Below are 25,893 nucleotides of genomic sequence, written 5' to 3' on the forward strand. Positions count from 1 at the left end.
AATAAGGTGTGTGGTAACCCCTATTCTTCCAGCTCAGAGCACCTTTCTTCATGCCAACACGCAGCCTTGATCAACTCGCCGGTGAAAGGCCGAGGCTAAGGGCCACCGTGGCGGAGCTGCCGGGGCTCGACGGGTTCCTCACCGCGGGTGCCGCCGCGGGCGTCGACGACGGGATCGCGACGCTGATCGCGGAAGCCGCAGGGCCGCAAAGGATCCTGGCCGGCGGAGGGCTGCGCCTCGGTCATCTGCCGCGGCTCATCGGAGCAGGAGTCGACGCCTTCCACATCGGCTCCGCCGCGCGGCCCCATGGATGGGGCGCGCCGGTCTCCGAGGATGCCGTCCGGCGGTGGCGAGCTGCGCTGGATGTGCCGTCATCCGGCTGAGCGATCGTGCGACCGAACGACCGCACATTTCCGCCGGATCACCCGAGAGCGCGATCCAGGTCCTCGATGAGGTCGTCGACGTTCTCCAGCCCCACGGACAGGCGCAGCATCGAATCGGTGAGCCCGATCTTCGCGCGACCCTCCGGCCCCGTCGCGCGATGCGTCGTGGTGGCGGGGTGGGTGATCAGCGACTTGGCGTCGCCGAAGTTGTTGGAGATGTCGATGACCCGCAACCGGTTGAGGAACTCGAACGCTCGCTCCTTGCCGACCGCGGACGCGGAATCCGACAGCTCCAGCGTGATCACGGTGCCGCCGGCCTTCATCTGCCGCTTCGCCAGCTCATGCTGCGGATGCGAGGGCAGGAAGGGGAAGAGCACCTTCGACACGCGCGGATCGGCGCTCAAGAACTCAGCGACCTTCTGCGCGTTCGCACTCACTCGCTCGGCGCGCAGGTCCAGTGTCTCCAGCGCCTTGAGCAGCACCCACGCGTTGAACGGCGCCATCGCGGGACCGGTGTGCCGCATCAGCTGCTTCACGGGGCCGTCGATGTAGTCGAACCGGCCGAGGATCGCGCCGCCCATGACGCGCCCCTGGCCGTCCATCGTCTTGGTCGACGAGTGGACGACGACATCGGCACCCATGCCGAACGAGTCCTGATAGCCGACGGGCGTGAACCCCGCGTCGAGCACGACCTGCGCGCCGGCGGCGTGCGCGAGATCGGCGACGGCACGCACGTCGACGAGGCCCTGCATGGGGTTCGCCGGGGTCTCGAAGAAGACGGCCTGGGTGGGGACGCTGAGCGCCTCCCCCCACTGGGCGAGGTCCTCGCCGTCGACGAAGACGGTCTCGACGCCCCACCGCGGCAGGATCTCGTTGCAGACGACGTAGCAGGAGCCGAACAGCGACCGTGCGGCGACAAGCCTGTCGCCGGCCTTGAGCAGCGCGCCGAGCGCGGTGAACACCGCGGACATGCCGGAGGCCGTGGCGAAGCACGCCTCCGCGCCCTCCAGAAGACGGAGACGCTCCTGGAACATGGCCACCGTCGGGTTGCCGTACCGCGAGTAGACGAACCGGTCGATGTCGCCGTTGAACGCCGCCTCGGCGGCCTCGGCGCTCTCGTAGGTGTAGCCCGAGTTGAGGAACAGCGCCTCGGACGTCTCCTCGTAGTTCGTGCGCAGGACGCCGCCTCGGACGGCGTAGGTCTCGGGCGAAAGACCCTCGGGCAGGTCGCTGAACTCCATGCCCGAAGTCTAGAACTGCCGCCAGGGCAGCCCTTCGGCGCGCCATCCCGCGCCGCCGCGATGCCCGAACGCGTCGACCGCGCCTTCGAACCCGTCGAGCACGTTGTACGCGCGCGCGACACCCGCTGCGGTGGCCGTCTCCGCGGCGCCGATCGAGCGGTGCCCGGAGCGGCAGAGGAAGACGACGGGCACGTCGTCGGTGACGCCCTTGGCGCGCAGCTCGTCGACGAACCGGGGGTTGAGCGCACCGTCGGGATAGCGCTGCCACTCGACGAGCACCGGATGGCGCCCGACCTGCGAGAGCTCGGGGATGCCGACGTAGTTCCACTCCGCTTCGGTACGGCAGTCGACGAGGATCGCGGCCGGTTCGGTTTGCAGCAGCTCCCAGGCCTCGCGGGGCGTCAGGTCTCCGGCGTAGGTCATGAGCACTTCTTCCACGCGCCGTCCTCGCGGACGAACTTCGCCTGCTCGGTGCGCTCGCCGGCCTTCTCGTACCGGACGATGAGCTGCGCGGTCGCGGCGTCGCCGGTGACGGTGAGGTCCTTGACGTCCTTCTCGTCGAGCTTCGCCTCGCCGTCCTTCTCGACGGCGGCCTTCCGCGCGTCGACGAACCCGGCCTCCTTCGGGAAATCGGCGGCGGCCCGGTCCTTGGCGCAGGTGTTGGCGACGAGGTCCGAGTAGCGGCCCTTGTTCAGCGCGCCGTAGTACTGGCCGATGGTGCGCTGCACCTTCGCCTCGTCGCTGAGCGGGTCGGGCCGCAGGACGTTCCAGCCGATGATGCCGCCGATCACCAGAACCGCGACCACGAGGGCGATCAGGAACGGAGTGGCTGTAGTGCCGCGGTCGGGCGCCGGATCGGCGGGGCTCTTGTCTGCGCTCACTGAAGTCTCTACCCTCTGCTACTAGAACGTGTTCCAGTGCCTGGCCGGGTGAAATGAACCACCCGCACTAGGAACGGTCGATAAGTCCGCACTAACCTGGTGGGGACTTCAACCGCGTATGCAGACAAAGGTAGCCGACTTCACATGACCGAACAGAACCGACCGTTGCGCGTAGCGATCGTGGGCGCGGGCCCCGCAGGCATCTACGCGGCGGACGCCCTCATGAAGTCCGACGAGGCGAAGGACCCGGGCGTGAGCATCGATCTCTTCGAGAAGATGCCCGCACCGTTCGGCCTGATCCGGTACGGCGTCGCCCCGGATCACCCCCGCATCAAGGGCATCATCACCGCGCTGCACAAGGTGCTCGACAAGCCCCAGGTCAGGCTGCTCGGCAACCTGGACTTCGGCAAGGACTTCACCCTCGAGGACGTGCGCCGCCACTACGACGCGGTGATCTTCTCCACCGGCGCCGTCGCCGACCGCAACCTGGAGATCCCCGGCATCGACCTGGACGGCAGCTACGGCGCCGCCGAGTTCGTGGCCTGGTACGACGGGCATCCGGACTTCTCCCGCGAGTGGCCGCTGACCGAGGAGAAGGTGGCCGTCCTGGGCGTCGGCAACGTGGGCCTGGACGTGGCGCGCGTGCTGGCCAAGACCGCTGACGAGCTGCTCCCGACCGAGATCCCGCCGAACGTCTACGAGGGCCTCAAGGTCAACAAGGCCAAGGAGGTGCACGTCTTCGGACGTCGCGGCCCCGCGCAGGTGAAGTTCACGCCGCTCGAGCTCAAGGAGCTCGACCACTCGCAGACCATCGAGGTCGTCGTGAACCCCGAGGACATCGAATACGACGAGGGCTCGGCCAAGGCCCGTCGCGAGTCGAAGATCACCGACCAGGTGGCCACGATCCTCGAGAACTACGCGATCCGCGAGCCCAACGACCGCCCGCACAAGCTGTTCATCCACCTCTTCGAGTCGCCGGTCGAGATCCTGGGCGAGAACGGCAAGGTCACGGGCCTGCGCACCGAGCGCACCGAGCTGGACGGCACCGGCAACGTGCGCGGCACCGGGAAGTTCACCGACTGGGAGATCGGCGCCGTCTACCGCGCCGTCGGCTACCTCTCGAACGACCTGCCCGAGATCCCCTTCGACGACCAGGCCGGCGTCATCCCCAACGAGGCCGGCCGCGTCATCGACGCAGGTCAGCACATCACCGGCGTCTACACCACCGGGTGGATCAAGCGCGGACCCGTCGGCCTCATCGGCCACACCAAGGGCGACGCCAACGAGACCATCGCCTGCCTGCTCGAGGACTTCCACGCCGGCAAGCTGAACGCCCCGTCGGACCCGTCGACCGAGGGCGTCACGAACTGGCTCGACGACCACCGGACCCCGTACACCACGTGGGACGGCTGGTACCGCCTCGACGAGCACGAGCGCAGCCTCGGTGAGGCCGAGGGCCGCGAGCGTGTGAAGGTCGTCGAGCGCGACGACATGCTCGCCGCGTCGGAGCCGGGCAAGGTCGCGCAGGACTAGTTCCCCCGGGGGCTCCGCCCCGAGCACCCCCGGAAAAGCGTTGTGCCGCCGTCCCGATTTTCGGGGCGGCGGCACTTTTCGCTCACGATGATTCTAATTCGGTCGCGCGGTGAGCACCGGACCGTCGGCCGGGTCGGTGGCCATCCGCGCGACTGCGTCCGCCGCGGTCCTGGTGCGGGTCGCGGTGACGGTCACCGTCGTGGTGCGCGTCCTCGTCGTTCGCAACCGGCTGGCGACGCTTCACTCCCAGGTGAATCCGTAAGGCCCGTGCGTGCAGGTCTGCAGCCCGGTCGGCCCGACGCGCTGAGCGCCGACCGCGGTGCACTTCTCGCCGTTAGGGTCTGCGGGCTTGACGATCCAGATCCCACCGGAACAGGTGAGTCGCTGGAGCGGCTGGGCGGTCTCGCCGATCGAGCAGGACTTCCCCGGATAGGGCGGCGTGACGTCGCGCTCCCACTTCCCGAATCGACACTCGTAGCCGGGCTTGGTCTCGAACATCCGGCATTCCGGCTGCGACGGATCAGCGCTCGCCGAGCCCACAGCAACGAACACCGGCAGAGCCAGGGCAGCTGCCGCGGCCGCGGCAGCGATACGAGACGTCCGAATCCTCCGATTCTGCATGCGCAACATCGTAGGCGACGCCGTGTCCCTACGAGCGAGGGTCAACGAGACGACTCCAGCTCGCAGGTGTGTGCGCTACTCCCGAGCCCAATCCCAGACCGGCCACAGCGCCCGGCCGAGCGCTTCGCCGCGCGACGTGAGTTCGTACTGCTTGTCCGGGAGCTTGCGGGCGATCCCCTTCTCGACCAAGTGCGCGAGCCGGGTCGCGAGCACGCTCGAGCTGCAATTGCCCATGCGCCTACGCAATTCGAGGAAGCCGAGCGATCCCGGCTCGAGCTCCCAGACGATGCGCAGCACCCAGCGCTGGCCCAGCAGCTCCATGGCCGCCAGCACCTCGTCGGGCTCCGATTCCTCGCGCCGCTGGGGCACCACATCGCGCACTGACACAGCCCGAGCCTACTTGCGCTTCTGAATTCGAAGCGCCATGCTGGCTGCAGTTCGAAATCAGAAGCATGGAGGTCGACAGTGGCTGGTGTGGTCGTGACGGGCGCATCCCGCGGATCGGGTGCGGAGACGGCGGTGGCGCTCGGCGCCCGCGGACACGACGTGGTCGTGAACTACCGCGAAAAGGTTCGCCGCGCGGAGCAGGTGTGCGAGCGGGTCCGCGCCGCGGGCGGGCGCGCGATCGCGGTCGGCGCCGATGTCACCGCCGAGCACGGCCCATCAGTTCTGTTCGACGCCGCGATCGCCGAGTTCGGGCGACTCGACGCGGTGGTCCTCAACGCCTCCGGCGGCCTGGAACTGGGCGCGGACGAGGGCTATGCGATGCGCCTGAACCGCGACGCGCAGGTCGCGGCCGCACGAGCCGCCGCGGAGCGCCTCTCCCCCGGCGGTCGCGTGGTCTTCGTGACGAGCCATCAGGCGCACTTCTCCCGCACGCACGCCGTACCCGCGGGCTACGAGCCTATCGCGGCGAGCAAGCTCGCAGGTGAACAGGCACTGCGCGAGCTGGCGGCGACGAGTGGCATAAACCTCCGCGTCGTCTCGGGCGACATGATCGACGGCACCATCGTGGTTCGCCTCCTGGAGCGCCGCGATCCCGCCGCGGTGGAGGCTCGGCGCGCGCACGGACCACTCCCCACGATCGACGAATTCGCGTCGGCGATCGCCGACGCCGTCGAGTCCGACGCACGGTCGGGCCACACGACGTACGTGGGCGGAGCAGACTACTTAGGGTAGCCTCATTTCATGGGTAGAGGAGTGACCGGCCTGATTCTCAAGGCCATGCGGGCGGATGACTACGTGTTCACGGTGCTGTCGACGGAGGCCGTCACCGAGCACTACCACCGCGTGCGCTTCGACGGCGGCCCGTTCCTACAGCGCAACCCCTGGTTTCCGACCATGTGGGTGCGGCTCTGGATCCCGAAGAGCGGCACCGCGACGACTGACGAGAATGACGGCGACCTCGCGCAGCGCGGCTACACGATCATCGAGCCGGAGAGCTCGGCGTTCACCATCGAGTTCGCGATCCACGACGGTCCCGCGCCGCGCTGGGCCCTCGACGCCGCGCCCGGCGATCGCATCGCGGCCACCATGATGGGCGCCGATCTGACCATCCCCGAGGGTCCGGCACCGTCGGAGTACGTCCTGGTGGGCGACACCGCGTCGATCCCCGCGATCAACAGCATCCTGGACACCGCACCGGTTCCGTGCCGCGTCTTCCTCGAGTATCAGCACGACGGTGAACGCGACCTTCCGGTACGGGCCGACCAGGTCACGTGGATCGCACGCGAAAACCACGGCGCGGCACTGGTATCGGCGGTCGTCGCGGCCGGGATCCCGTCCGACGCCTTCCTGTTCGTCGTCGCCGAGACGAGGGCGACGCGCGAGATCACCCGAGCCGCGAAGCGGGACCTCGGCCTGCCCAAGGATCGGATCAAGTCGCAGGCCTACTGGCTCGACCGCCGCTGACGGGGCAACGATCGTGCTCGCTAGCCCTGATCGGGGCGCTGCGGCGGCAGCCCCAGCGAGGTGGGCGGGTTGTGGTCGTACTCCTCCGGCGACTGCGGGTTCTGCTGCGCGGGCGGCTGATTCGAGGGCTGGCGGGACGCCGGCTGGATCGGTCGCGGCGCGGCGGGGCGCTGTCCCGTCGGCTCCGGGCGGCCACCCGGTGCGCCCTGTTTCGGCGGCGCGGGCGGCGCCGGACGAGCGGCGGCGGGCGGAATCACCGGCGAGGCGGAGGTGGGCGGGGCCGGCGGGACGGGCTCGCGTCCCGGCGGCACCTGGTGCGGTGCGGGCTTGCTCAGCGACGGCGGCTGCCCGGGTCCCGGTTGCCCGGACCCCTGCTGCGGCGGCGCGACGCGCGGCGGCTGGCCCGGCCCCTGTGACGGCGGGCCCTGAGGAACCGGACGCTGCACCGGCATCGCGCGGGTCGAGAGGTCCTCGGCCTGTTGCGGTCGCTGCACCGGCACGGCGGTGGTCTCCGGCGCGCCCTGCTCCAGCGGGTCGGTGCTGTCCACGACGACGACGCGCCCCGCAGCCTCCGCGGCGTTCGCCCGGGCGACCTCGACGGTGTCCGCGGTAGCCACCGCGACGCCGAGCCGGCGCTTGGCGTAGCCCCGCGGCTTGCCGAACAGGCGCAGGTCGCTCTCCGGCACGTCGAGGGCGCGGGCGACGCTGTCGAAAGCGACGGAGCTGCTGTCCTTCGTGCCGTAGATGACCGCGGACGCCGCAGGCGACATCAGTGAAGTGTCCACGGGCAGACCGAGGATCGCGCGGGCGTGCAACTCGAACTCCGAGAGCCGCTGCGAACCGAGCGTCACGAGACCGGTGTCGTGCGGGCGCGGCGAGACCTCCGAGAAGTACACGTCGTCGCCCTTGACGAACAACTCCACGCCGAACACGCCGCGGCCACCGGTACCACCGTCGCCGAGCGCAGTGGCGATCCGGCCCGCGACCGAGGTGGCCGCGTCGTACGCGGACTGGCTCATCGCCTGCGGCTGCCACGACTCGACGTAGTCACCGTCGGACTGCCGGTGCCCGATCGGCTCGCAGAACCGGGTGACCACCTTGCCCCGCTCGGCGTCGTACACGCGCACCGTGAGCAGCGTGATCTCGTAGTCGAAGTCGACGAAGCCCTCGACGATGACCCGTTCGTTGCGCACCCGGGCCCCCTCGACCGCGTACTCCCACGCGGCCTCCAGCTCTTCCGCCGACCGGACCACGGACTGTCCCTTGCCCGAGCTGGACATCACGGGCTTGATCACGCACGGGAAGCCGACCTCCCGGGTGCCGGCGCGCACCTCGTCGAGCGACGAGGCGAAGGCGTACGGCGAGCACGGCAGGCCCAGTTCCTCCGCGGCGAGCTTGCGGATCCCCTCCCGGTTCATCGTCAGAGACACGGCCCGCGCGGTCGGGATCACCTCGGCGAGCCCGTCCTCGTCGACCGCGACCAGGGCGTCGGTGGCGAGGGCCTCGATCTCCGGAACGACGAAGTCCGGCTTCTCCTCCTCGATGACCCGGCGGACCGCCGCGGCGTCGGTCATGTCGATGACGTGGCTGCGGTGCGCGACCTGCATCGCCGGCGCGTCGGCGTAGCGGTCGACGGCGATCGTCTCCACGCCGAGGCGCTGGAAGGCGATCACCACCTCCTTGCCCAACTCCCCCGACCCCAGCAGCAGTGCCTTGGTGGCGCCGGGGGTGAGCGCCGTGCCGATCCGCGGGTTGCCACCGGTCTCGCTGAGGTTCGTCATGAGGTCCATTCTGGCAAACCCGCACGCCTTTCGGTGCGGCCGCCGACCCGTCGATTCGTGTTTGTTTCCGATCGTTCTGTGGTGGTGAGCGTTTCATTCGTTCTCACCCGAGCCGCGAGCAACCGTGCCAGTGTTCGGACGCATGAAAGCCCTCGTGATCAGGAGCGCTGTCGTCGCCGCTACCGGTGGGCTCATCTTCGGCTTCGACACGGCGGTGATCTCCGGCGCCGAGAAGCAGATCCAGGAGCAGTTCCACCTGTCCGACCCGGCTCTCGGCTTCACCGTGACCACCGCGCTCATCGGCACCATCGTCGGCGCACTCGTCACCGGCAGGCTCGCGGACGTCTTCGGGCGCAAGAAGGTGCTGTACGCGATCGGCGTGCTGTACGTCGTCAGCGCCGTCGGGTGCGCACTCGCGCCCACGTCGTCGGTCGAGGTGCTCCAGGCGTTCCGGTTCCTCGGCGGGCTCGGCATCGGCGCGTCGAGCGTGTGCGCCCCGATCTACACGGCTGAGATCGCGCCCCCGAAGTTCCGCGGCAGGCTCGTCGGGCTGGTGCAGTTCAACATCGTGCTGGGCATCCTGGTGGCGTACGCGTCGAACGCCGTCATCCGCACGATCCTGGGCGACGATGCGAACTCCTGGCGCTGGATGCTCGGCGTGATGCTCGTGCCGGCAGTGTTGTTCCTGGTCATGCTCCCGACGGTGCCGGAGACGCCCCGGTGGCTCGCCGGGCACGGGGATCTCGCCGCGGCGCGGGCCACCTCCGAGCGACTGTGCTCGACGACGGCCGAAGCCGACGCGCAGATGGCGGAGATCGAGGAATCGCTCGCCGCCGAACAAGGACAGGCGAAGACGCGGTTCTACACCCGCGGTCATCGCAAGGTGATCCTGCTGGCCGTCGCGATCGCCTTCTTCAACCAGATGTCCGGCATCAACGCGATCCTCTACTACGCGCCGCGCGTGATGCAGGACGCCGGCGCGAGCACCAATGCGGCGTACCTGATGTCGGTCGCGGTCGGCGTGATGAACCTGATCGCGACGATGGCCGCGCTCACGGTGATCGACCGGCTCGGCCGCCGCCGGCTGATGCTCATCGGGTCGGTGGGGTACCTGGTCTCCCTCGGTTTCATGGCCGCCGTGATGTTCTACTACGAGAGCGGCGACCGCTCGTTCGACAGCACGTCGTCGATCCTGGTCCTGCTGGGGTTGATGGTCTTCATCGCCTCGCACGCCTTCGGCCAGGGTGCCGTGATCTGGGTGTTCCTGTCGGAGATCTTCCCCAACAGCATCCGCGGTCGCGGGCAGGCGCTCGGCAGCCTCACGCACTGGGTGTGGGCCGCCATCACGAGTTTCGCCTTCCCGCCGATCATCGGGGCGTTCGGCGGCGGCGTCGCCTTCTCCATCTTCTTCGGGTTCATGGTGCTGCAGTTGCTGTGGGCGATAAAGGTTATGCCCGAGACCAAGGGCATTCCGCTCGAGGAGATGGCCGAACGGCTGGGGCTCGAGGTGGATTCCGTGGGCTCCACCGATCCGCTTGCGCCGAAGGGACATTGAGATGACCGACCGCACGCTGTGCCTGGGCGAGGCACTCGTCGACGTGGTGCTGCGCGACGGTGCCGACCCCACCGAGCACGTGGGCGGCAGCCTGTTCAACGTGGCGTGCGGGCTCGCCTCACTGAGCGACCCGACCTCGATCCTCTCGTGGTGGGGGCGCGACGTTCGCGGCTACCGCATCGCCGAGACGGCGGCCCGGGCGGGCGTCGACATCGTTCCCGGGTCCGACGGCGCCCCGAACACGGCCCTCGCCTACGCGCACGTCGACGCCGAGGGCCGCGCGACCTACGAATTCGACCTCACCTGGGAAGTGCCGCCCATCGCCGACCTCGAGCGCTACGGCCACCTGCACACCGGCAGCTTCGCCGCGACACTGGCACCCGGCGCCGACGGCGTGTTCGACGTGGTCTCGCGCATCCGCGACCACGCCACCGTCTCCTACGACCCCAACATCCGGCCCGCACTGATGGGCACGCCCGCGCAGGTGCTGCCGCGGGTGACGGAGATGATCGGCTTGTCCGACGTGGTCAAGGCCAGCGACGAGGACATCGCCTGGCTGCACCCCGACGAGCCGGTCGAGGACGTCATGCGCCGTTGGATCGCGGCGGGGCCCGCCATGGTCGTGGTGACCCGCGGGCCGTGGGGCGCGTACGCCCTCCTCGCCGGGAACCGCGACATGCTGCACGTGGACCAGCTGACCGTCGAGGTGGACGATACCGTCGGGGCCGGCGACTCCTTCATGGCAGGGCTGGTCTCCGGCCTCCTGGACGCCGGGTACCTCGGCTCGCGGTACGCCGCCCGACGGCTCCGGGCGGCCCAGTGGAGCGATGTCCAGCCCGCATTGCACCGCGCCGTGATCACCTCCGCGCTCACCGTGAGCCGCGCCGGCGCGTATGCACCGTCGATGGGCGAAGTGCAGGCCGTGCGGGCGACGGATCCCTCGCTGCGCTGAGCAGGTCCACGCGCGTGTGGGCGCGGGGCACAGGCCGCCCATCAGTCCGGAGCGGAACGAACCGACCTCGCAGGCGATTGACACCCGATCCCCAGCGGAGCCGCTCATGATCGGATCCACGCGCGGTCCGCAGGACCGCACCGAACCGGAACGAGCACCCGATGACCGAGCACACCACCCCGTCCCAGCCCGAGAGCGGCGAACCGGCCCAGGCCACCGCCCCGATCCCGGAAGTCTCCGCGGCGGCACCGTCGAACCCGGAGCCCACGCCGCCCCTCGCTCCGAGCGGCTCCGGGCCGTCGCGCGGGCTGCTCATCGGGGGCGTGGTGCTGGGGCTCGTCGGCATCGCGGGCGTGAGCTTCACCGCCGGCTACTGGGTCAGCGAAGCCACCGACCACCACGGCGGCCACTCGATGCACCAGAATCGCCCCGGCGGCGCGCAGCCGCATCGGCACGGATCGCCCGAACGCCGGACGGTGACCGTGCATCCACGCACCTCGCCGAGCGAGGTGCCGACGACGCCGAGCGCGGCACCGTCGACCCCGACACCCGCGCCGGGGGCCTGAGGTCAGACGATGGCGTGCCGGACGATCGTCTCGTCGCGGCCCGGGCCGACACCGATGCAGGAGATGCGCGCACCGGAGAGCTCCTCGAGCCGCAGCACGTAGTTCTGCGCGTTCTGCGGCAGATCCTCGAACGTGCGGCACTCGGAGATGTCCTCCCACCAGCCCGGCATCGTCTCGTAGATCGGCGTGGCGTGGTGGAAGTCGGTCTGGTTGGGCGGCATCTCGTCGTACCGCACACCGTCGATCTCGTAGGCCACGCAGATCGGCACGTTCTCGATGGAGCTGAGCACGTCCAGCTTGGTGAGGAAGTAGTCGGTGATGCCGTTCACGCGGGTCGCGTAGCGAGCGATCACAGCGTCGAACCAGCCGCAGCGACGGGCGCGGCCGGTGGTGACGCCGACCTCGCCGCCGTGCTTGGCGAGGTACTCGCCCCATTCGTCGAAGAGCTCCGTCGGGAACGGGCCCGAGCCGACGCGGGTGGTGTAGGCCTTGAGGATGCCCAGCACCGTCGTGATGCGGGTGGGGCCGATGCCCGAGCCCACCGACGCGCCGCCCGAGGTCGGGTTCGACGAGGTCACGTACGGGTAGGTGCCGTGGTCGACGTCGAGGAGCGTGCCCTGCGAGCCCTCCAGGAGGATGGTCTCGCCCCGCTCCAGCGCGAGATTGAGCTCGAGGCGCGTGTCGGCGATGCGGTGCTTGAAGCTCTCCGCGAGCTCGAGGGTCTCGTCGACCACCTGGCGCGGGTCGAGCGCGCGCCGGTTGTAGATCTTGGTCAGCACCTGGTTCTTGAACTCCAGGGCCGCCTCGACCTTCTGCGTGAGGATCGACTCGTCCAGCACGTCCTGCGCGCGGACGCCGACGCGGGCGATCTTGTCCTGGTAACACGGGCCGATACCGCGGCCGGTGGTGCCGATCTTCTTGTTGCCGAGGAAGCGCTCGGTGACCTTGTCGATCGCCACGTGGTAGGGCATCAGCAGGTGCGCGTCGGCCGAGAGCAGCAGGTTCGAGGTGTCGACGTCGCGGGCCTCGAGACCGTCGAGCTCGGCGAGCAGGACCGACGGGTCCACCACGACGCCGTTGCCGATGACGTTCTTCACACCGGGCGTCAGAATGCCCGACGGGATGAGGTGCAGTGCGAACTTGTCGCCGTTCGGGAGGACGACGGTGTGGCCGGCGTTGTTGCCGCCCTGGTAGCGGACCACCCACTGGAGCTTCTCCCCCAGCAGATCGGTGGCCTTCCCCTTACCCTCATCGCCCCACTGGGCGCCGATCAGCACGATCGCAGGCATGGACGATCTCCTTCCGGCCCGCACTCCTCGAAGATTCACCTGGATAACGTCGAGCCGTGCCGCAACCTTACAGTAGGTGCGGTGAGCTCCGTGACCCAGAGCACCGTCGTGGTGCGCGCCCCCGATGTCCGTATCCCGGGCAGCCTCCGCGACCTCGAAACGATCACCGTCGACCTCGACTCGGCCAAGGCGGAACTGAAGCAGAAGCTGACCTTCCCCCGACGGATCGTGGTCGCAGGTCCCGACGACCTGCTCGCGGCGGTGATCGCCCGGCTGATGGCATCGGAACGGCTCGACGTGGAGGTGGCGTACACGCCCACCGAGAACTCGCACGCCTCGGCGATCTACCCGCCCGGCGACCCCCTGACCGGCACTCCGCGCTCCGTGCCGCTGATCCGCGACGACCGCGGGTTCGTGCTCGTCGGCAAGGCGAAGATCACCGGCCCCGACGGTGGGCCGCTGACCGGGGAGACCTTCGTCGACTCGGAGAAGCTGTTCACCGGCCAGGCGAAGGCCGTGATCGTCGAGCCGACCGGCGAGGGCGACGGCGTGCGTGCCCGGCTCGGGAAGGGCCTGCGCCGCAAATGGCTGACCGGCCGCGCCGCGCAGACCGGCGGGCTCGAGCTGGTGGTGACCCGTGACGGCCGCACCGACCCCAGCGTCGTGACCCGCGCGACCTTCTACCGCAACACGGACGACTGGCTGCTCATCAGCTGACGCCCGGGAACTTCTTCGGCACGTCGTGCATCTGCGCGACGGCCGAGGTCCGCGACAGGCCCGCCACCTGCAGCAGGTCGACGATGGTCGAGCGCAGCTGGCCGTAGATCATCACCTCGTTGAGCGAGTCGCTGTCCGCCATGTCGTCGTGCATGGGCAGCTTGTTCGCGCGCCGCGCCGCCGAGCGCAGGACCCGCGCCGCCTCGGCCTGATCGGGCTGCGCGCCGGGCTCGGCCAGAACCACGTCGCGCAGGATCTTGAAGGACTCCGCCAACCGGCCGATCTCCCGGACCAGGTCCGCGTCGATCCGCTCGCCGTTCTGATTCGACGCGACCGCCCGGCGCGACATGACCCGCACGTTGCGGACGGCGTTGTCGAGCGGATCCGCGATCGCCTGCAGCTTGTCCATCCGCGGCCGCGAGCTCCAGAACATCGGCGAGACCTTCGTGATCTCCAGACCGCCCGCCAAGTCCGCCGAGAGCTGGTCCAGGTCCGGCTGGGTCGCCCGGGCCGTCTCCAGGGCCCACTCCAGGGACGAGATGTCGCGGTCGGTCAGGCCCGCGGCGATCGACGCCACGACCCGTCGCATCGTGTCCAGCACCTTCGCGGCGTCCTTGCGGGGCCGCCGGGCCGGGCTGTTCGGGATGATCGCGGCGATCACCACGCCGACCAGGCCGCCGATGAGCGCGTCGAGCATCCGGGTCCAGCCGCCCGTCGACCCCGGCGGAAGGAGCGTCGCGACGAGCACCGCCGACGACGCCGCCTGCATCGGCACCAGCGGCCCGCGGTCGGCCAGGAGCGCGACCGACATCGCGATGGCGACGACCAGGCCCAGTTGCCACGGACCGGTGCCGATCGCGCTGATCAGCAGATCGCCGACACCGATGCCGAGGGTGACACCGCCGACCAGTTCCAGGGATCGCCGCAGCCGCTGCTGCAGCGAGAGCCCCAGCGAGATGATCGCCGCGATCGGCGCGAAGAAGGGCGAGACGTGCCCGATCAGGTCGTTCGCGATGAACCAGGCGACGGCCGCCGCGACCGCGCACTGCAGGACCGGCAGTTTCGCGTTCCAGAGCCGTTTGGTCCGGCGCTGGATCGTCTGCGGCAGCGCGTCGTGCCGCCGCAGCAGGCGCCTACGCGCCGAGTCCGAGAGCGCCCGCGGCTTCGGGGTCACAATCGTTCACCAGGTCGAGGCAGCGCAGGTACTCGTCTTCCTCACCGATCGCCTGCGCGGCACGGGCCAACGCGGCGACGGCGCGGAGGAAGCCGCGGTTGTTCTCGTGGCTGTAGGGCACCGGGCCGAAACCGCGCCAGCCCTGACGGCGCAACTGGTCCAGGCCGCGGTGGTACCCGGTGCGGGCGTAGGCGTAGGCCGTGACCGCCTGATCCGCGTCGAGCGCGGCCTCCGCGAGGGTCGCCCACGCCAGCGACGAGCTCGGGAAGTCCGCAGCCACCTCGGCGGCTGCGCGTCCCTGATTCAGCTGGAGTTCCGGCTCCTCGTCGAGGTCGAGCAGAACCGGGGGCGGACCGAGCAGATCTCCGAACGACGTCATGCACTCCAGTGTTCCACGCGGCGAGCACCTGAGGTCCGGGACGTGCATCGCCGCGGCCACGGCCCGGTCCGTCCAGCTGCGGACGGCTAGTCTGTCAGGTGATCCGTGTGCGGCGCGCCGCCGCGGGTGCGGCCGAGCAGACGAACGAGGGGATGGCGGGATCTATGGCGCGGGATGACAACCGGGGGCCCCTGTCGCGGCTGCGCGACCTGCGCGGACGGCTCGCGTCCTGGCCCGCGGCACCGCTGCACGACCACGGCGACACCGCCGGCACGCTCGGCAGCGCGCCGGCCGACGCCGTGACGCCCTCCCACTCCGACTCCCTCGCGCAGCTCGTCGGCACCGCACCGTCGACCGCCCCCAGTGAGGCGGAGACCACCGCGCTCCCCGTCGACGGTGCTGTCCCCGCCCCGGAGGGCGACGCTCCGTCCGAGGCGGAGACCCGAGTGCTGCCCGTCGCCGTCCGTCCGGGCACCGAACCGGCCGACGGTGCCGATGACGCCCCGACGAAGGGCCAGGACTCGGGGGACGAGATCCCGGAGGACGACACCTCCGATGCGGACGCGAGCGGCGAGGTCGCCGCGTCGCCCTTGCGCACGGTGGGTCCCGTGGTGACCACACCGCCCGTCCCCGAGGGCGCCGACGCCGAGACCACCGTTCTCCCCGTCGCCGTGCGGCCCAGCGCCGCGAAGACCACCGCGTTCGCCGTGCCGGCCGGCACCGCGGCGGCGGATGGGGCGCCGGCCGATGACGCCGTGACCCAGGGCGTCGCTACGGAGGCCGAGGCCGAGGCCGCAGGATCGACTGCGGACGAGGTCGAGAGCGACGAGGCTGAGACGGCCGACGCGCCGCAGACCGGCGGCGCGGACGATGCAGGCGATGCGGAAGCCGTCACCGCGGACGACGCAAGCGATGCGGAAGCCGTCACCGCGGACACCGAGGTCGTGGAGCCCGACGAGGCGGAGAGCCCCGAGGCACCGGACGGTGAGGACGTGCACGCGGAGGCACCGACGGACGCCTCCGCGGAGCCGGACAAGGCGTCCGCGGAGCCGGACGAGGCGTCGGCCGACATCGACGGCGGGAGCGCGGCCGAGGACCCGCCGGAAGACGCAGCAGCGCCGCAGGACGCAGAGCACGAGGCCGGCGTCGGCGCTGCCGGCGCCGGCGTCGCCGCTGCTGCGGTCGCCGTGGGAGCCGTGGGCGTCGTGGCCGCCTCGACCGATGAGGCTGAGGAATCGGACTCGGAAACCGTTGACGAGGAGGCGGATTCCGCTACCGACGAGGTCGACTCCGCCGATCCGGACGACCGTGCCGTGTCGGGTGACGAGGACGATCTCGACGCGGACGAGACCGACGCCGACCTCGCGGGCGGGGCGGCCGACGAGGCCACCGACGGCGCACCGTCGGGCGACTCCCTGAAAGACGAGGCTCCCGAGCCCGACACGACCACCGACGAGGACGACGCGTCCACCACGGTCCTGCCCGTCGCGACGCGCCCGGACCAGGCGATCATCGACACCGAGCAGAACGAGCTGCCGGACGCGACTCCGGCGACCGAGGCGCTGCCGCTGGCACCGCTGCCGACCCCGCCCGCTCCGCCGGCCGCGCCGAACGACGCTGCTGCCGCTCCCGCCCCGGAGACGCCGGTCGCTCGGCAATCACCGGAGTACATCGCCCCGGCCGGCCCGCAGACGACTCCCCCGCGGGGTGACGAGCGCACGGGCGGCGGAAAGCTGAAGTGGATCATCGCGGCCGTGGTTGTGGTGATCGCGGCGGTGGTGGCGATCGTGCTGCTCGTGGTTCCGAATTCGGGTTCGGGTTCGGACACGTCGGGCGATCCCCGGCAGGCTGCGGCGAACGCGACCACCTCGTTCGTGGGGGCCGTGAACCGGGGCGACCTGACCGCGCTGCGCGCGCAGACCTGTGGCGGCGCCAAGACCTACTACGACGGCATCGGCGACGGCCAGTGGCAGCGCGTGTACGACAACGCCAAGGCCGACGGTCTGCTCCCGGAGCTCGACGGCCTGCAGGCCGTGGACGTGCGCGGCGACCGCGCCGAGGTCCAGGTCGAGGTGCACTACGCCGGGAACCCCAGCGCGAAGGTCAACCACACGCTGTCACTGGAGAAGGACGGGGACGCCTGGAAGGTGTGCACCCGCGTCGGTACGCGATGACCTCGCCGTCCGAGGAGCCGACGCTCCGGAACGGGAAGCCGCTCAAGCCCGCCTCGGCACCGTCGGAACCGAAGCTCGCGTACTCCGAGGTCGCGAACCCGCCCGCGCCGCGCACCGACCGGATCGCGCGGGGCGCTGGACGGGTCGCTCCGCCTCGTCGCACCGCCACGCCGCCCATGGCGGCCCCGCACCAGATGGCGCCCCGGCCGCACCATCAGCACGGCCATCCCGGGCAGCCGCGATCGGCGGCCCCGGCCCCGCACCCGGCGGCCCAGGCGCAACCCGCGCCGCAGCCGCAGGCACGACCGGCGGCCCAGGTGCGCCCGGCGGCACCAGCGCACTCCGTCGCACCGGTGCGCCCTGCGGCGCCGCAGCCCGCGCCGTCGGTGAAACGCACGGGGCCGCGACTCACCGGCCCGGAGTGGGCGGCGGCCGCGGCCATGGTCGTGCTGGTCCTCGCTGTGATCCTCGGGCTGGCCCTGGCCTGAGGCCGGGGCTCCCTACGGCTACTTGGTGCTGGTGGACTTCCCGGCGGAGTGCAGGTCGTTACACGCCTCCACGACCCGCTCGGCCATCGACGCCTCGGCCTTCTTCAAATACGAGCGAGGATCGTAGGTCTTCTTGTTCCCGACCTCCCCATCGACCTTGAGCACACCGTCGTAATTGGCGAACATGTGCCCGGCCACCGGACGCGTGAACGCGTACTGCGTATCGGTGTCCACGTTCATCTTCACCACCCCGTACGACAACGACTCCTCGATCTCCGACTTCAACGACCCCGAACCACCGTGGAAGACGAACGAGAACGGCTTACTCCCCGCCGGCAACCCCAACTTCTCCGACGCCACCCTCTGACCATCCCCCAGCACCGACGGCCGCAACTTCACATTCCCCGGCTTGTACACGCCATGGACGTTCCCGAACGTCGCCGCCAGCAGATACCCCTCGGTCCCCAGCGCATCCACCGTCTTCGCGAAATCCTCATCCGACGTGAACAACTTGTCGTTGATCTCGTTCTCGACACCGTCCTCCTCACCACCGACCACACCGATCTCGATCTCCAAGATGATGTTCGCCGCCTTACACTTGGCCAGCAGCTCCTGCGCGATCTCCAGATTCTCCTCCAACGGAATCGCCGAACCGTCCCACATGTGCGACTGGAACAACGGATTCTGCCCGTTGCGGACCCGCTCAGCCGAAATCTCCAGCAACGGCCGCACCAGACCATCCAGCTTGTCCTTCGGGCAATGATCCGTATGCAACGCCACCGTCACGTCGTACTGCGCCGCCACCACATGCGCGAACTCCGCCAACGCCACCGCACCCACGACCATGTCCTTGACACCCAAACCCGACCCGAACTCCGTACCACCCGTGGAGAACTGAATGATCCCGTCACTACCGGCGTCGGCGAAACCCTTGATCGCCGCATTGATCGTCTCACTGGAGGTGCAATTGATCGCCGGATAGGCGAACCCACCCTCACGCGCACGATCGAGCATCTCGCGGTAGGCCTCGGGGGTTGCGATGGGCATGGTGTGTCCTCCTGAGCGGTTCTGCGGTTCCAGGTGAAAGACTATCGCCCATGGAGCTCGCAGTCGGGTTGGTCGCGCTCGTGGCCACCGTTCTCGTGGTCAGCGCGCTGTGCGATCGATTCGGTCTGGCGGCGCCACTCGTGCTGACGGTCGTGGGCATCGGCGTGTCCTTCGTCCCGCAGATCCCCGACGTTCCGCTGCATCCCGACGTCGTGCTGCTCGGTCTGCTGCCGCCCTTGCTCTACGCGGCCGCGTCGAAGGCATCGCTGGTCGACTTCAAGGAGAACATCCGCCCGATCGGCATGCTGTCGGTCGGGCTCGTGCTGTTCACCGCCGCCGCGGTCGGGGCGGTGGCCTCCTGGCTGCTCGACATCCCGTTCGCCGCGGGGCTCGCGCTGGGCGCGATCGTGGGGCCCCCGGACGCGGTCGCCGCCACCGCGGTCGGACGCCGGATCGGCCTGCCGCGGCGGGTGACCACGCTGCTCGAGGGCGAGTCGCTGTTCAACGACGCGACCTCGATCGTGCTTCTCCGCACCGCCATCGCGGCGATCGCGGGCACCGTCGGGTTCTGGCAGGTCCTCGGCTCGTTCGCGCTGAGCGCGGTGGGCGGCGCGTTCGTGGGCGTCGTCATCGCGGTGATCCTGCGTTTCCTGCTGCGCCGCCTCGTCGACCCCGTGCTGACCACCGGCATCACCCTGATCAGCCCGTGGCTGGCCTACCTCCCCGCCGAGCACATCCACGGCTCGGGCGTGGTCGCCGTGGTCGTCGCCGGGCTGATCGTCGCGTACAAGGCGCCCACCGATCAGACCGCGATCGGCCGGATGTCGGCGCGGATCAACTGGAACACCCTCCAGTTCCTGTTGGAGAACTCCGTGTTCCTCCTCATCGGCCTGCAGATGCGCACGATCTTCGAGGGAGCCGCGCGATCCTCGGTCGGTTGGCCGCTGATCATCACGACCTGCGCGGCCGTGATGGCGACGGTGATCGTCGCGCGGGTGGTGTGGTGCGCACCGTCGGCCCTGATCTCGATCCGAGTGGACGAACGGAGCCAACGGCTCACGGCCGGCGAGATGACGGTGCTCTCCTGGGCCGGCATGCGCGGCGTCGTGACGCTCGCCGCCGCGTTCATCCTCCCGACCGACTGTCCGGACCGGGAGGTCCTGGTGTTCGCCGCCATGGTCGTCGTGGCCGGCAGTCTGCTGATCCAGGGTTCGACGTTGCCGGGGCTGGCCAAACTGCTCAAGGTCCGGGGGCCGAACGCCCGTACCGACGCCCTGCAGCAGGCGGTGGTCATGCGCGCGGCGATCACGGCCGGGATCGAGCGCCTGGACACGATCGCCGCGAGTCCGCAGAACACGGTCCCCGCGCCGGTGATCGACCGGATCCGCGACCTCGCGATCACCCGCGAACGGTCGTTCTGGGAGCGCCTCGGCCCGGAGGCGCACAACACCCCCGCGGCGCAGGTCCGCGAGATCCGGCTGCAGATGATCGGAGCGGAGCGCGACGAGGTGCTGCGGCTGCGCGACACGGGCCAGGGCGACCACGAGGTCCTCGAGCAGGTCCTCAGCAATCTCGACGTGGAGGAGGCGATGCTCACGGTGTCCGCGGTCCGCAGCGAGCGCGTCGCCGTGGCGGAACTGCTCACCCCGCCGTGGTCGCACGAGGAGTGTGACCATCTCCGCGTCTCGGACGCCTTCGCCGACCCGGTGCCGCTGAGCGAGACCTGCCTCGAGTGCATCGCCGACGGGCAGAACCCCGTCGCCCTCCGACTGTGCCTGACCTGCGGGCACGTCGGATGCTGCGACTCGTCCGAGGGCAAGCACGCGACCGCGCACCACGAGACGACGAACCACCCCGTGATCCGCAGCTTCGAGCCCGGGGAATCGTGGCGGTGGTGCTACATCGACGAACTGTTGAAGTAGAACCGGCGCTCCGGCCGGTATCCTGGTCGTCGTGCCTCTCAACGACCTGACTCTGGCCGCCTCGACCACCATGCAGGCGTTCGCCCTCAAGGACATCACCGATCCGGTGGCCATCCTCAACGCCTTCGGCGGTATCGCCCTGGTGGGCCTGCTGCTGGTGGTGTTCATCGAGTCCGGCGTGCTGTTCCCGGTGCTCCCCGGTGACTCGCTGCTCTTCGTGGCCGGCCTGCTCGCGTCCGCCGGCAGCTCCGGGGTCGCGGTCGGCGAAGCCACCTACACCGGCAAGGCCATGTCACTGCCGGTACTGCTGATCACGGTGCCCATCGTGGCGATCCTCGGCGGCGTCGTCGGGTACTTCATCGGTCGGTTCGGCGGCTCGGCGTTCTTCAAGCCCGACGCGCGCTTCCTCAAGACCAAGTACCTCGACGAGTCGCACGCGTTCTTCGAGAAGTACGGCCCGGCCACGCTGGTGCTCGCCCGATTCGTCCCGTTCGTCCGCACCTTCGCGCCGCTCGCCGCGGGCGCGGCGAAGATGACCTTCGCCAAGTTCTTCATGTGGACGGTGATCGGCGCCATCATCTGGGCCGACGGCATTCTCCTGCTCGGGGTGTGGCTGGGCAAGGTGGAGTTCGTGCGCAACCACATCGACATCATCTTCATCGTGATCGTCCTGGTCTCGGTGCTCCCGATCGCCCTGGGCGCCGTGAAGAAGTACCTCGCGGGCCGCCGCACCGACGCAGCCGCATAGGCCCCGGCGTGCTCGCATTCGTCCAGGAAGCCGGGCCGGTGATGATCTGGCTCGTCGTGGCCGGATTCGTCTTCTGCGAGTGCGCGTTCATCATCGGGCTGTTCCTCCCCGGCGACTCCCTGCTCCTCACCGCCGGCCTCGCGATGGCCACCACGGGGCATTCCTCGATGTCGGTGTGGGGCCTCGCGGTGGCGGCGTTCCTCGCGGCGATCGCCGGCAACCATGTGGGGTACCGGATCGGCGTGAAGATGGGCGATCACGTGCTCGCCAAGAAGGACGGACGCTACCTCAACGCGCACAACCTGCACCGCGTCAAGGAGCTGATGGACCGGCACGGCTTCTTCTCGGTGCTCATCGCCCGCTGGATCCCGTGGGTCCGGACCCTGTGCCCGCTGGTGGCCGGCGCCGTCGGGATGGACAAGCGGAAGTTCACCCTCGCGTCGGTCCTCGGCTCGCTGATCTGGGCCCCCTTCCTCCTGCTCGTGGGCTACTACGCGTCCTCCGCACTCAAGGACTACAAGTTCGTCCTGGACTGGGCCCTGCGCGGGATGATCGTCATGCTCGTCGTCGGCACGATCATCGGGATCGTCGGTTACCGACGGGAGATGTCCAAGCAGAACGTCACCGTCGATCTGGAGGACTGATGGCCGCGCTCGCACGTCCGGTGGCCCGACGGTGACCGTCCTGACGGCCCGCGACCTGTCCGTCGCGTACGCCGACCGGACCCTGTTCGCCGGACTCGACCTCGTGATCGCCCCGGGCGAGGTGGTCGGGTTGGTCGGCGCGAACGGCGCGGGGAAGTCGACGCTTCTGGGGCTCCTCGCGGGGATCGGCCCGGAGGGCGGACCGGACGTGTCCGGCACCGTCGACCTGTCCCCCGCGGACGCGTCCGTCGGGTACCTCGCGCAGGAGCACGAACGACGGCCCGGGGAGACGGTGGCGCAGTTCGTCGCTCGGCGCACGGGCGTCGCGGCGGCGCAGGCGGCGATGGACGCGGCCGCGCTCGCCCTCGCTTCCGAGTCCGATCCGGCTCCGGACTCGGATCGGTTCACGCCCGCGCTGGACCGGTGGCTCGCGCTCGGCGGCGCGGACCTGGACCAGCGGCTGGCCTCGATCCTCGACGAGGTCGGGCTCGGCGACGCCGATGCCGAGATGACGGGGCTCTCCGGAGGGCAGGCCGCCCGCGCGGGCCTGGCCGCGGTGCTGGCCTCCCGGTACGACGTGCTGCTCCTGGACGAGCCGACCAACGACCTGGACCTCGCGGGCCTCGAACTGCTGGAGCGCTTCGTCACGGAGAGCTCGGGCGCGACGGCGATGGTACTCGTCTCGCACGACCGCGAGTTCCTCGCGCGCACCGTGACGACCGTCGTGGAGCTGGACCTCGCGCAACAGCAGATCGGCGTTTACGGCGGCGGCTACGAGGCGTACCTCGTCGAGCGGGAGGTCGCGCGCCGGCACGCCCGCGAGGAGTACGACGAGTACGCCGGGAAGCTGTCGGGCCTGCAGGACCGCGCGCAGATGCAGCGCAATTGGATGGAGCACGGCGTGCGCAATGCGCGCCGGAAGATGAAGAACGGGGACCCCGACAAGGCCGGCCGGAAGGCGCGCCTCGAGTCCACGGAGAAGCAGGCCTCGAAGGCGCGGCAGACCGAGCGCGCCATCGAACGGCTCGAGGTGGTCGAGGAGCCGCGCAAGGAGTGGGAGTTGCGGATGTCGATCCGCGCGGCCCCGCGGAGCGGCACCGTCGTGGTGAGCGCATCCGGGGCCACCGTCGTGTACCCCGGGCTGACCGTCGGGCCCGTGAGCGTGAGCGTCGAGTACGGCGACCGGATCCTCCTGACCGGCCCGAACGGGGCCGGCAAGTCGACGCTCCTCGGGCTCCTGCTCGGGCGCATCGCGCCGTCCGCCGGGACCGTGGCGCTCGGGTCCGGGGTGGAGGTGGGCGAGGTCGACCAGGCCCGCGGGCGCTTCCTGTCCGACGGTCCGCTGCTGGACACCTTCTGCGCGGAGGTGCCGGAGACGCCGCCCGCCGACGTGCGGACGCTGCTCGCCAAGTTCGGGCTGCGCGGGCACCACGTGCTGCGCCCCGCCTCGTCGCTCTCCCCCGGCGAGCGGACCCGCGCCGCGCTCGCGTTGCTACAGGCCCGCGGGGTGAACCTCCTCGTCCTCGACGAGCCGACGAACCACCTCGACCTGCCCGCGATCGAACAGCTCGAGCAGGCCGTCGAGTCCTTCGACGGCACGGTGATCCTGGTGACCCACGACCGCCGGATGCTCGACACCGTGCGCGCGACGCGGCGCTGGCGGATGGACGGCGGAGTCTTCAGCGAGGACTGATCCGAGGCGCGATCGCTGATCCAGGCGACGCTCTTCCTGCTCGCACTCGGATTCTGTCCAGTACGGCCACGCTGTCCGCACCGGACAAGATCCGAGTGCCGATCGGAAGCGAACACCACCTCGATCAGAGGTGGCGCAACGGATCCATTCGCTGATGGAGAACTCGGATGACATCCACCCCGTGATCGCCCTCGCGGTAATGGATCACGTGACTCCCGATCCCGTAACGGCGATAGCCCTCGCGGACATCGTCGCACCGCCGGCCACGGTCCGGCCCCTCGGCGATGCGTTCGCATGCGGCACGGATCTCGGCGAGGTGTCCTGATCCTCCAACAGACTGCCCAGTCATCCTCTCAATTCCGCGCCAAGGCCGCGGCGGCCTCCATGGCCATCCAGCCGCCGATCTGCACGGACAGGTCGCGCTCGGGGGTGCTGCTGCCGCGGACGGTGCCGCCCGTGAAGTAGGCCGGGGTGTCCGTCGAGCCCGGGATCCGGGCGTCGCGGGTCCAGTCCGCGGAGAAGATGACCCGCCCGTCGATCTCGCGGGTGCCGTGCCACGCGGCCTCGGCCGAGGCGAGGACGATCTCGGCCGCCGCCTCGCGGGCATCGTCGGCCCCCGGGCCGCGCAACTGCAGCGCCGCCAACGCCAGGTAGCGGATGAGGATGCCGTTGAAGAGGCCACCGTCGCCCCCGCCGCCGCCGGTGACGACACCACCGTCGGTCATGTGCTCGGCGACCGCGGCGATGAGCGCGGCGGCGCGGGCGGCGTGCCGCGGCGCCAGGTCCGACGAGAGCTCCGTGTCCAGCCCGATCGTGACGCCCTGGTTGTACGAGTACTTCTCCGGGTAGCGCTTCCCGCCCTCGGGGTCCGCGTAGTCGCCGTCGACCCCGTCGTCGATGAGCCCCGTGGCCGGGTCGAGGAGCCTGCGGTGCAGCCAGTCCGAGGTCTCCTCGGCGCGCTCGAACCGGCCCATCCGGGCGAGGAAGATGCCCGCCGGACCGTTCGCCGGGGCGTTGAGGAACAGCCCCTTGGTGCGCCAGGTGATGCCGCCGCCGGCCTCGGGCACCCACGCGTCGTACAGCTCGTCGCGCAGCACCCGCAGCCGCCGCGAGGCGTTCAGGCCCGCGTGCCGCTGCGCCCGCTCCAGCGCCAGCCCCATCCACGCCATGTCGTCGTAGTAGGAGTTGGTGACGCGCAACAGGTTCCGCAGCCGGTGCCCGCGGGCGATCCGCAGCACCAGTTTCCTGGTCGACGGTGCGCCGTCCCGCACGTAGGCGTCCACGGCCACGTCGAGCAAGTGGGCCTGCCACCAGTAGTTCCAACTGACGAACAGCGCGTCCCGCCGCGAGGCCGGGTAGGCGGGCGTGCCGAGCCGCGTGGCGGGGACGCCCCAGACGGGCCGCAGGTGCCGCTCGACCACCGCGGCCTGCGCCGCGGCGGCACGCTGATTCCACTCGACCACCGTCATGGTGACATCACATCACGACGGACCGACAGGTGCGCGCCTTGGCAGGTCAACAGCACCTCACGCTCGGAATCACCATGAGACCTGGTCAGGTCTGGTCAAGGTCGGTACGATGGAACCATGGGCAGCACCGAGTTCAACGTCTACACCGCGAAAACGCAGTTCTCACGGCTCGTCGCGCGCGCCGAACACGGGGATCGGCTCACGATCACCCGGAACGGCCGTCCGGTCGCTCGCCTCATCCCGTTCACCCCCGATCAGCCGGTACGCACTCCGGGCACCTGGGCAGGTCGGATCGAGATCGCCGACGATTTCGACACGCTGTCCGAGGACGACCTTCGGGATTGGTATGGAGAGTGAGGCTCCTCGCGGACACTCACATCCTCCTGTGGTGGCTCGACGACAGCCCGAGACTGTCGGCCGCACACCGATCGCTGATCGCTGACGACGCGAACACGGTGCTGGTGTCGGCGGCCACCGTCGCCGAGGTCTCGATCAAGGCCTCGCTCGGCAAGCTCGCCGCGCCCGAGATGAGTGAGGAATTCTTGACCGAAGAAGGGTTCTCGCTGCTCCCGTTGAGCGTCCGGCATGCGCAGGCACTCCGCGCATTGCCTTGGCACCACCGCGATCCGTTCGACCGCATGCTGGTGGCGCAGTGCCTTGTGGAACAGATACCGGTCCTGACGGTCGACGAACGATTCCGCGCCTACGAGGTCGAGGTCCGGTAG

General features: G+C 70.0%; 29 protein-coding genes. 17 read left to right on the top strand and 12 right to left on the bottom strand.

Features of this window, described 5'->3' with window-relative positions; genetic code table 11:
* Positions 1-107 precede the first annotated feature (107 nt).
* Positions 108-383: a hypothetical protein gene (locus tag ABZX10_RS19345; RefSeq protein WP_355543625.1), complete on the top strand. Its 276-nt coding sequence runs from the start codon at positions 108-110 to the stop codon at positions 381-383.
* A 38-nt stretch (positions 384-421) separates the two neighbouring features.
* On the opposite strand, the gene ABZX10_RS19350 is transcribed toward ABZX10_RS19345, so the two are convergent.
* The 3 genes from ABZX10_RS19350 to ABZX10_RS19360 are packed head-to-tail and all read right to left on the bottom strand — an operon-like array spanning position 422 to position 2,505.
* On the bottom strand, positions 422-1,624 hold the full coding sequence (locus ABZX10_RS19350) for an O-succinylhomoserine sulfhydrylase (protein ID WP_355543628.1): 1,203 nt from the start codon (positions 1,622-1,624) through the stop codon (positions 422-424).
* Positions 1,625-1,633: 9 nt separating this feature from the next.
* Positions 1,634-2,047, bottom strand: a complete 414-nt coding sequence (locus ABZX10_RS19355) for a rhodanese-like domain-containing protein (protein ID WP_355543631.1) — start codon at positions 2,045-2,047, stop codon at positions 1,634-1,636.
* A complete protein-coding gene (locus ABZX10_RS19360) occupies positions 2,044-2,505 on the bottom strand; it encodes a hypothetical protein (RefSeq protein ID WP_355543634.1) in 462 nt (153 codons plus the stop codon). The genes ABZX10_RS19355 and ABZX10_RS19360 overlap by 4 nt, the downstream gene beginning before the upstream one ends.
* Positions 2,506-2,649: 144 nt before the next feature.
* Here ABZX10_RS19360 and ABZX10_RS19365 point away from each other — a divergent pair, with 144 nt between their 5' ends.
* Together ABZX10_RS19365 and ABZX10_RS19370 are read left to right on the top strand one after the other, a co-directional pair.
* The gene (locus tag ABZX10_RS19365) at positions 2,650-4,038 is read left to right on the top strand and encodes an FAD-dependent oxidoreductase (RefSeq protein WP_355543637.1); all 1,389 of its coding nucleotides are present in this window, start codon (positions 2,650-2,652) and stop codon (positions 4,036-4,038) included.
* Positions 4,039-4,147: 109 nt separating this feature from the next.
* Entirely contained in the window at positions 4,148-4,300 is a 153-nt protein-coding gene (locus tag ABZX10_RS19370) for a hypothetical protein (RefSeq protein ID WP_355543640.1), read from the top strand.
* On the opposite strand, the gene ABZX10_RS19375 is transcribed toward ABZX10_RS19370, so the two are convergent.
* Positions 4,279-4,659, bottom strand: coding sequence for a hypothetical protein (locus tag ABZX10_RS19375; RefSeq protein WP_355543643.1), 381 nt, complete (start codon positions 4,657-4,659; stop codon positions 4,279-4,281). The genes ABZX10_RS19370 and ABZX10_RS19375 overlap by 22 nt on opposite strands.
* A gap of 75 nt (positions 4,660-4,734) precedes the next feature.
* Entirely contained in the window at positions 4,735-5,046 is a 312-nt protein-coding gene (locus ABZX10_RS19380; protein ID WP_355543646.1) for a helix-turn-helix domain-containing protein, read from the bottom strand.
* 93 nt (positions 5,047-5,139) lie between these two features.
* On the opposite strand from ABZX10_RS19380, the gene ABZX10_RS19385 reads away from it, so the two are divergent.
* Together ABZX10_RS19385 and ABZX10_RS19390 are read left to right on the top strand one after the other, a co-directional pair.
* Entirely contained in the window at positions 5,140-5,838 is a 699-nt protein-coding gene (locus ABZX10_RS19385; protein ID WP_355543649.1) for an SDR family oxidoreductase, read from the top strand.
* Between the two features lie 9 nt (positions 5,839-5,847).
* Entirely contained in the window at positions 5,848-6,570 is a 723-nt protein-coding gene (locus ABZX10_RS19390) for a siderophore-interacting protein (RefSeq protein ID WP_355543652.1), read from the top strand.
* Positions 6,571-6,590: 20 nt separating this feature from the next.
* Here ABZX10_RS19390 and purT read toward each other — a convergent pair whose 3' ends face one another.
* Entirely contained in the window at positions 6,591-8,351 is a 1,761-nt protein-coding gene (gene purT, locus ABZX10_RS19395; protein ID WP_355543655.1) for a formate-dependent phosphoribosylglycinamide formyltransferase, read from the bottom strand.
* Positions 8,352-8,493: 142 nt separating this feature from the next.
* Between purT and ABZX10_RS19400 the strand changes: the two genes are divergently transcribed.
* From ABZX10_RS19400 to ABZX10_RS19410, 3 genes are all read left to right on the top strand, one after another.
* Positions 8,494-9,906: a sugar porter family MFS transporter gene (locus ABZX10_RS19400; RefSeq protein ID WP_355543658.1), complete on the top strand. Its 1,413-nt coding sequence runs from the start codon at positions 8,494-8,496 to the stop codon at positions 9,904-9,906.
* A 1-nt stretch (position 9,907) separates the two neighbouring features.
* Entirely contained in the window at positions 9,908-10,858 is a 951-nt protein-coding gene (locus tag ABZX10_RS19405; protein WP_355543661.1) for a PfkB family carbohydrate kinase, read from the top strand.
* Between the two features lie 161 nt (positions 10,859-11,019).
* A complete protein-coding gene (locus ABZX10_RS19410) occupies positions 11,020-11,424 on the top strand; it encodes a hypothetical protein (RefSeq protein WP_355543664.1) in 405 nt (134 codons plus the stop codon).
* A gap of 2 nt (positions 11,425-11,426) precedes the next feature.
* Here ABZX10_RS19410 and ABZX10_RS19415 read toward each other — a convergent pair whose 3' ends face one another.
* Positions 11,427-12,713, bottom strand: coding sequence for an adenylosuccinate synthase (locus tag ABZX10_RS19415; RefSeq protein ID WP_355543667.1), 1,287 nt, complete (start codon positions 12,711-12,713; stop codon positions 11,427-11,429).
* Positions 12,714-12,794: 81 nt separating this feature from the next.
* On the opposite strand from ABZX10_RS19415, the gene ABZX10_RS19420 reads away from it, so the two are divergent.
* Positions 12,795-13,430, top strand: a complete 636-nt coding sequence (locus ABZX10_RS19420; RefSeq protein WP_068574019.1) for a hypothetical protein — start codon at positions 12,795-12,797, stop codon at positions 13,428-13,430.
* On the opposite strand, the gene ABZX10_RS19425 is transcribed toward ABZX10_RS19420, so the two are convergent.
* Both ABZX10_RS19425 and ABZX10_RS19430 read right to left on the bottom strand, forming a co-directional pair.
* A complete protein-coding gene (locus ABZX10_RS19425) occupies positions 13,423-14,604 on the bottom strand; it encodes an FUSC family protein (protein WP_355543671.1) in 1,182 nt (393 codons plus the stop codon). The genes ABZX10_RS19420 and ABZX10_RS19425 overlap by 8 nt on opposite strands.
* The gene (locus ABZX10_RS19430; RefSeq protein WP_355543674.1) at positions 14,564-14,983 is read right to left on the bottom strand and encodes a DUF3151 domain-containing protein; all 420 of its coding nucleotides are present in this window, start codon (positions 14,981-14,983) and stop codon (positions 14,564-14,566) included. Before ABZX10_RS19430 ends, ABZX10_RS19425 begins: the two co-directional genes overlap by 41 nt.
* Before the next feature lie 98 nt (positions 14,984-15,081).
* Here ABZX10_RS19430 and ABZX10_RS19435 point away from each other — a divergent pair, with 98 nt between their 5' ends.
* Positions 15,082-17,157, top strand: coding sequence for a hypothetical protein (locus tag ABZX10_RS19435; RefSeq protein ID WP_355543678.1), 2,076 nt, complete (start codon positions 15,082-15,084; stop codon positions 17,155-17,157).
* Entirely contained in the window at positions 17,154-17,645 is a 492-nt protein-coding gene (locus ABZX10_RS19440) for a hypothetical protein (RefSeq protein ID WP_355543681.1), read from the top strand. Before ABZX10_RS19435 ends, ABZX10_RS19440 begins: the two co-directional genes overlap by 4 nt.
* Positions 17,646-17,663: 18 nt before the next feature.
* Here the strand turns inward: ABZX10_RS19440 and fbaA are convergent, their stop codons facing one another.
* Positions 17,664-18,692: a class II fructose-bisphosphate aldolase gene (gene fbaA / locus ABZX10_RS19445; protein WP_355543684.1), complete on the bottom strand. Its 1,029-nt coding sequence runs from the start codon at positions 18,690-18,692 to the stop codon at positions 17,664-17,666.
* 50 nt (positions 18,693-18,742) lie between these two features.
* Between fbaA and ABZX10_RS19450 the strand changes: the two genes are divergently transcribed.
* From ABZX10_RS19450 to ABZX10_RS19465, 4 genes are read left to right on the top strand one after another with little or no spacing between them, the layout of a single operon-like run.
* Entirely contained in the window at positions 18,743-20,614 is a 1,872-nt protein-coding gene (locus ABZX10_RS19450; protein ID WP_355543688.1) for a Na+/H+ antiporter, read from the top strand.
* A gap of 31 nt (positions 20,615-20,645) precedes the next feature.
* Positions 20,646-21,362, top strand: coding sequence for a VTT domain-containing protein (locus tag ABZX10_RS19455; protein ID WP_355543691.1), 717 nt, complete (start codon positions 20,646-20,648; stop codon positions 21,360-21,362).
* A gap of 8 nt (positions 21,363-21,370) precedes the next feature.
* Positions 21,371-22,006, top strand: coding sequence for a DedA family protein (locus tag ABZX10_RS19460; protein WP_355543694.1), 636 nt, complete (start codon positions 21,371-21,373; stop codon positions 22,004-22,006).
* 31 nt (positions 22,007-22,037) lie between these two features.
* Positions 22,038-23,699: an ABC-F family ATP-binding cassette domain-containing protein gene (locus ABZX10_RS19465; protein ID WP_355543697.1), complete on the top strand. Its 1,662-nt coding sequence runs from the start codon at positions 22,038-22,040 to the stop codon at positions 23,697-23,699.
* 124 nt (positions 23,700-23,823) lie between these two features.
* Here ABZX10_RS19465 and ABZX10_RS19470 read toward each other — a convergent pair whose 3' ends face one another.
* Complete coding sequence (locus tag ABZX10_RS19470; protein ID WP_355543700.1) at positions 23,824-24,048, bottom strand: type II toxin-antitoxin system RelE/ParE family toxin; 225 nt, start codon at positions 24,046-24,048, stop codon at positions 23,824-23,826.
* Positions 24,049-24,052: 4 nt separating this feature from the next.
* Positions 24,053-25,168: a glycoside hydrolase family 76 protein gene (locus ABZX10_RS19475; protein ID WP_355543703.1), complete on the bottom strand. Its 1,116-nt coding sequence runs from the start codon at positions 25,166-25,168 to the stop codon at positions 24,053-24,055.
* Between the two features lie 117 nt (positions 25,169-25,285).
* Here ABZX10_RS19475 and ABZX10_RS19480 point away from each other — a divergent pair, with 117 nt between their 5' ends.
* Positions 25,286-25,525, top strand: a complete 240-nt coding sequence (locus ABZX10_RS19480) for a type II toxin-antitoxin system prevent-host-death family antitoxin (RefSeq protein ID WP_355543707.1) — start codon at positions 25,286-25,288, stop codon at positions 25,523-25,525.
* Positions 25,522-25,893, top strand: coding sequence for a type II toxin-antitoxin system VapC family toxin (locus ABZX10_RS19485; RefSeq protein ID WP_355543710.1), 372 nt, complete (start codon positions 25,522-25,524; stop codon positions 25,891-25,893). The genes ABZX10_RS19480 and ABZX10_RS19485 overlap by 4 nt, the downstream gene beginning before the upstream one ends.

It is taken from the genome of Tsukamurella sp. NPDC003166 (genome assembly GCF_040611135.1).
Classification (GTDB): Bacteria; Actinomycetota; Actinomycetes; order Mycobacteriales; family Mycobacteriaceae; genus Tsukamurella.

What these genes read in the sequence shown, in the direction of transcription:
- ABZX10_RS19350 (WP_355543628.1), bottom strand. Translation starts at nt 1,624, where the DNA reads ATGGAGTTCAGCGACCTGCCCGAGGGTCTTTCGCCCGAGACCTACGCC.
- ABZX10_RS19355 (WP_355543631.1), bottom strand. Translation starts at nt 2,047, where the DNA reads ATGACCTACGCCGGAGACCTGACGCCCCGCGAGGCCTGGGAGCTGCTG.
- ABZX10_RS19365 (WP_355543637.1), top strand. Translation starts at nt 2,650, where the DNA reads ATGACCGAACAGAACCGACCGTTGCGCGTAGCGATCGTGGGCGCGGGC.
- ABZX10_RS19375 (WP_355543643.1), bottom strand. Translation starts at nt 4,659, where the DNA reads ATGCAGAATCGGAGGATTCGGACGTCTCGTATCGCTGCCGCGGCCGCG.
- ABZX10_RS19390 (WP_355543652.1), top strand. Translation starts at nt 5,848, where the DNA reads ATGGGTAGAGGAGTGACCGGCCTGATTCTCAAGGCCATGCGGGCGGAT.
- purT (WP_355543655.1), bottom strand. Translation starts at nt 8,351, where the DNA reads ATGACGAACCTCAGCGAGACCGGTGGCAACCCGCGGATCGGCACGGCG.
- ABZX10_RS19400 (WP_355543658.1), top strand. Translation starts at nt 8,494, where the DNA reads ATGAAAGCCCTCGTGATCAGGAGCGCTGTCGTCGCCGCTACCGGTGGG.
- ABZX10_RS19405 (WP_355543661.1), top strand. Translation starts at nt 9,908, where the DNA reads ATGACCGACCGCACGCTGTGCCTGGGCGAGGCACTCGTCGACGTGGTG.
- ABZX10_RS19410 (WP_355543664.1), top strand. Translation starts at nt 11,020, where the DNA reads ATGACCGAGCACACCACCCCGTCCCAGCCCGAGAGCGGCGAACCGGCC.
- ABZX10_RS19415 (WP_355543667.1), bottom strand. Translation starts at nt 12,713, where the DNA reads ATGCCTGCGATCGTGCTGATCGGCGCCCAGTGGGGCGATGAGGGTAAG.
- ABZX10_RS19430 (WP_355543674.1), bottom strand. Translation starts at nt 14,983, where the DNA reads ATGACGTCGTTCGGAGATCTGCTCGGTCCGCCCCCGGTTCTGCTCGAC.
- ABZX10_RS19440 (WP_355543681.1), top strand. Translation starts at nt 17,154, where the DNA reads ATGACCTCGCCGTCCGAGGAGCCGACGCTCCGGAACGGGAAGCCGCTC.
- fbaA (WP_355543684.1), bottom strand. Translation starts at nt 18,692, where the DNA reads ATGCCCATCGCAACCCCCGAGGCCTACCGCGAGATGCTCGATCGTGCG.
- ABZX10_RS19450 (WP_355543688.1), top strand. Translation starts at nt 18,743, where the DNA reads ATGGAGCTCGCAGTCGGGTTGGTCGCGCTCGTGGCCACCGTTCTCGTG.
- ABZX10_RS19470 (WP_355543700.1), bottom strand. Translation starts at nt 24,048, where the DNA reads ATGACTGGGCAGTCTGTTGGAGGATCAGGACACCTCGCCGAGATCCGT.
- ABZX10_RS19475 (WP_355543703.1), bottom strand. Translation starts at nt 25,168, where the DNA reads ATGACGGTGGTCGAGTGGAATCAGCGTGCCGCCGCGGCGCAGGCCGCG.
- ABZX10_RS19480 (WP_355543707.1), top strand. Translation starts at nt 25,286, where the DNA reads ATGGGCAGCACCGAGTTCAACGTCTACACCGCGAAAACGCAGTTCTCA.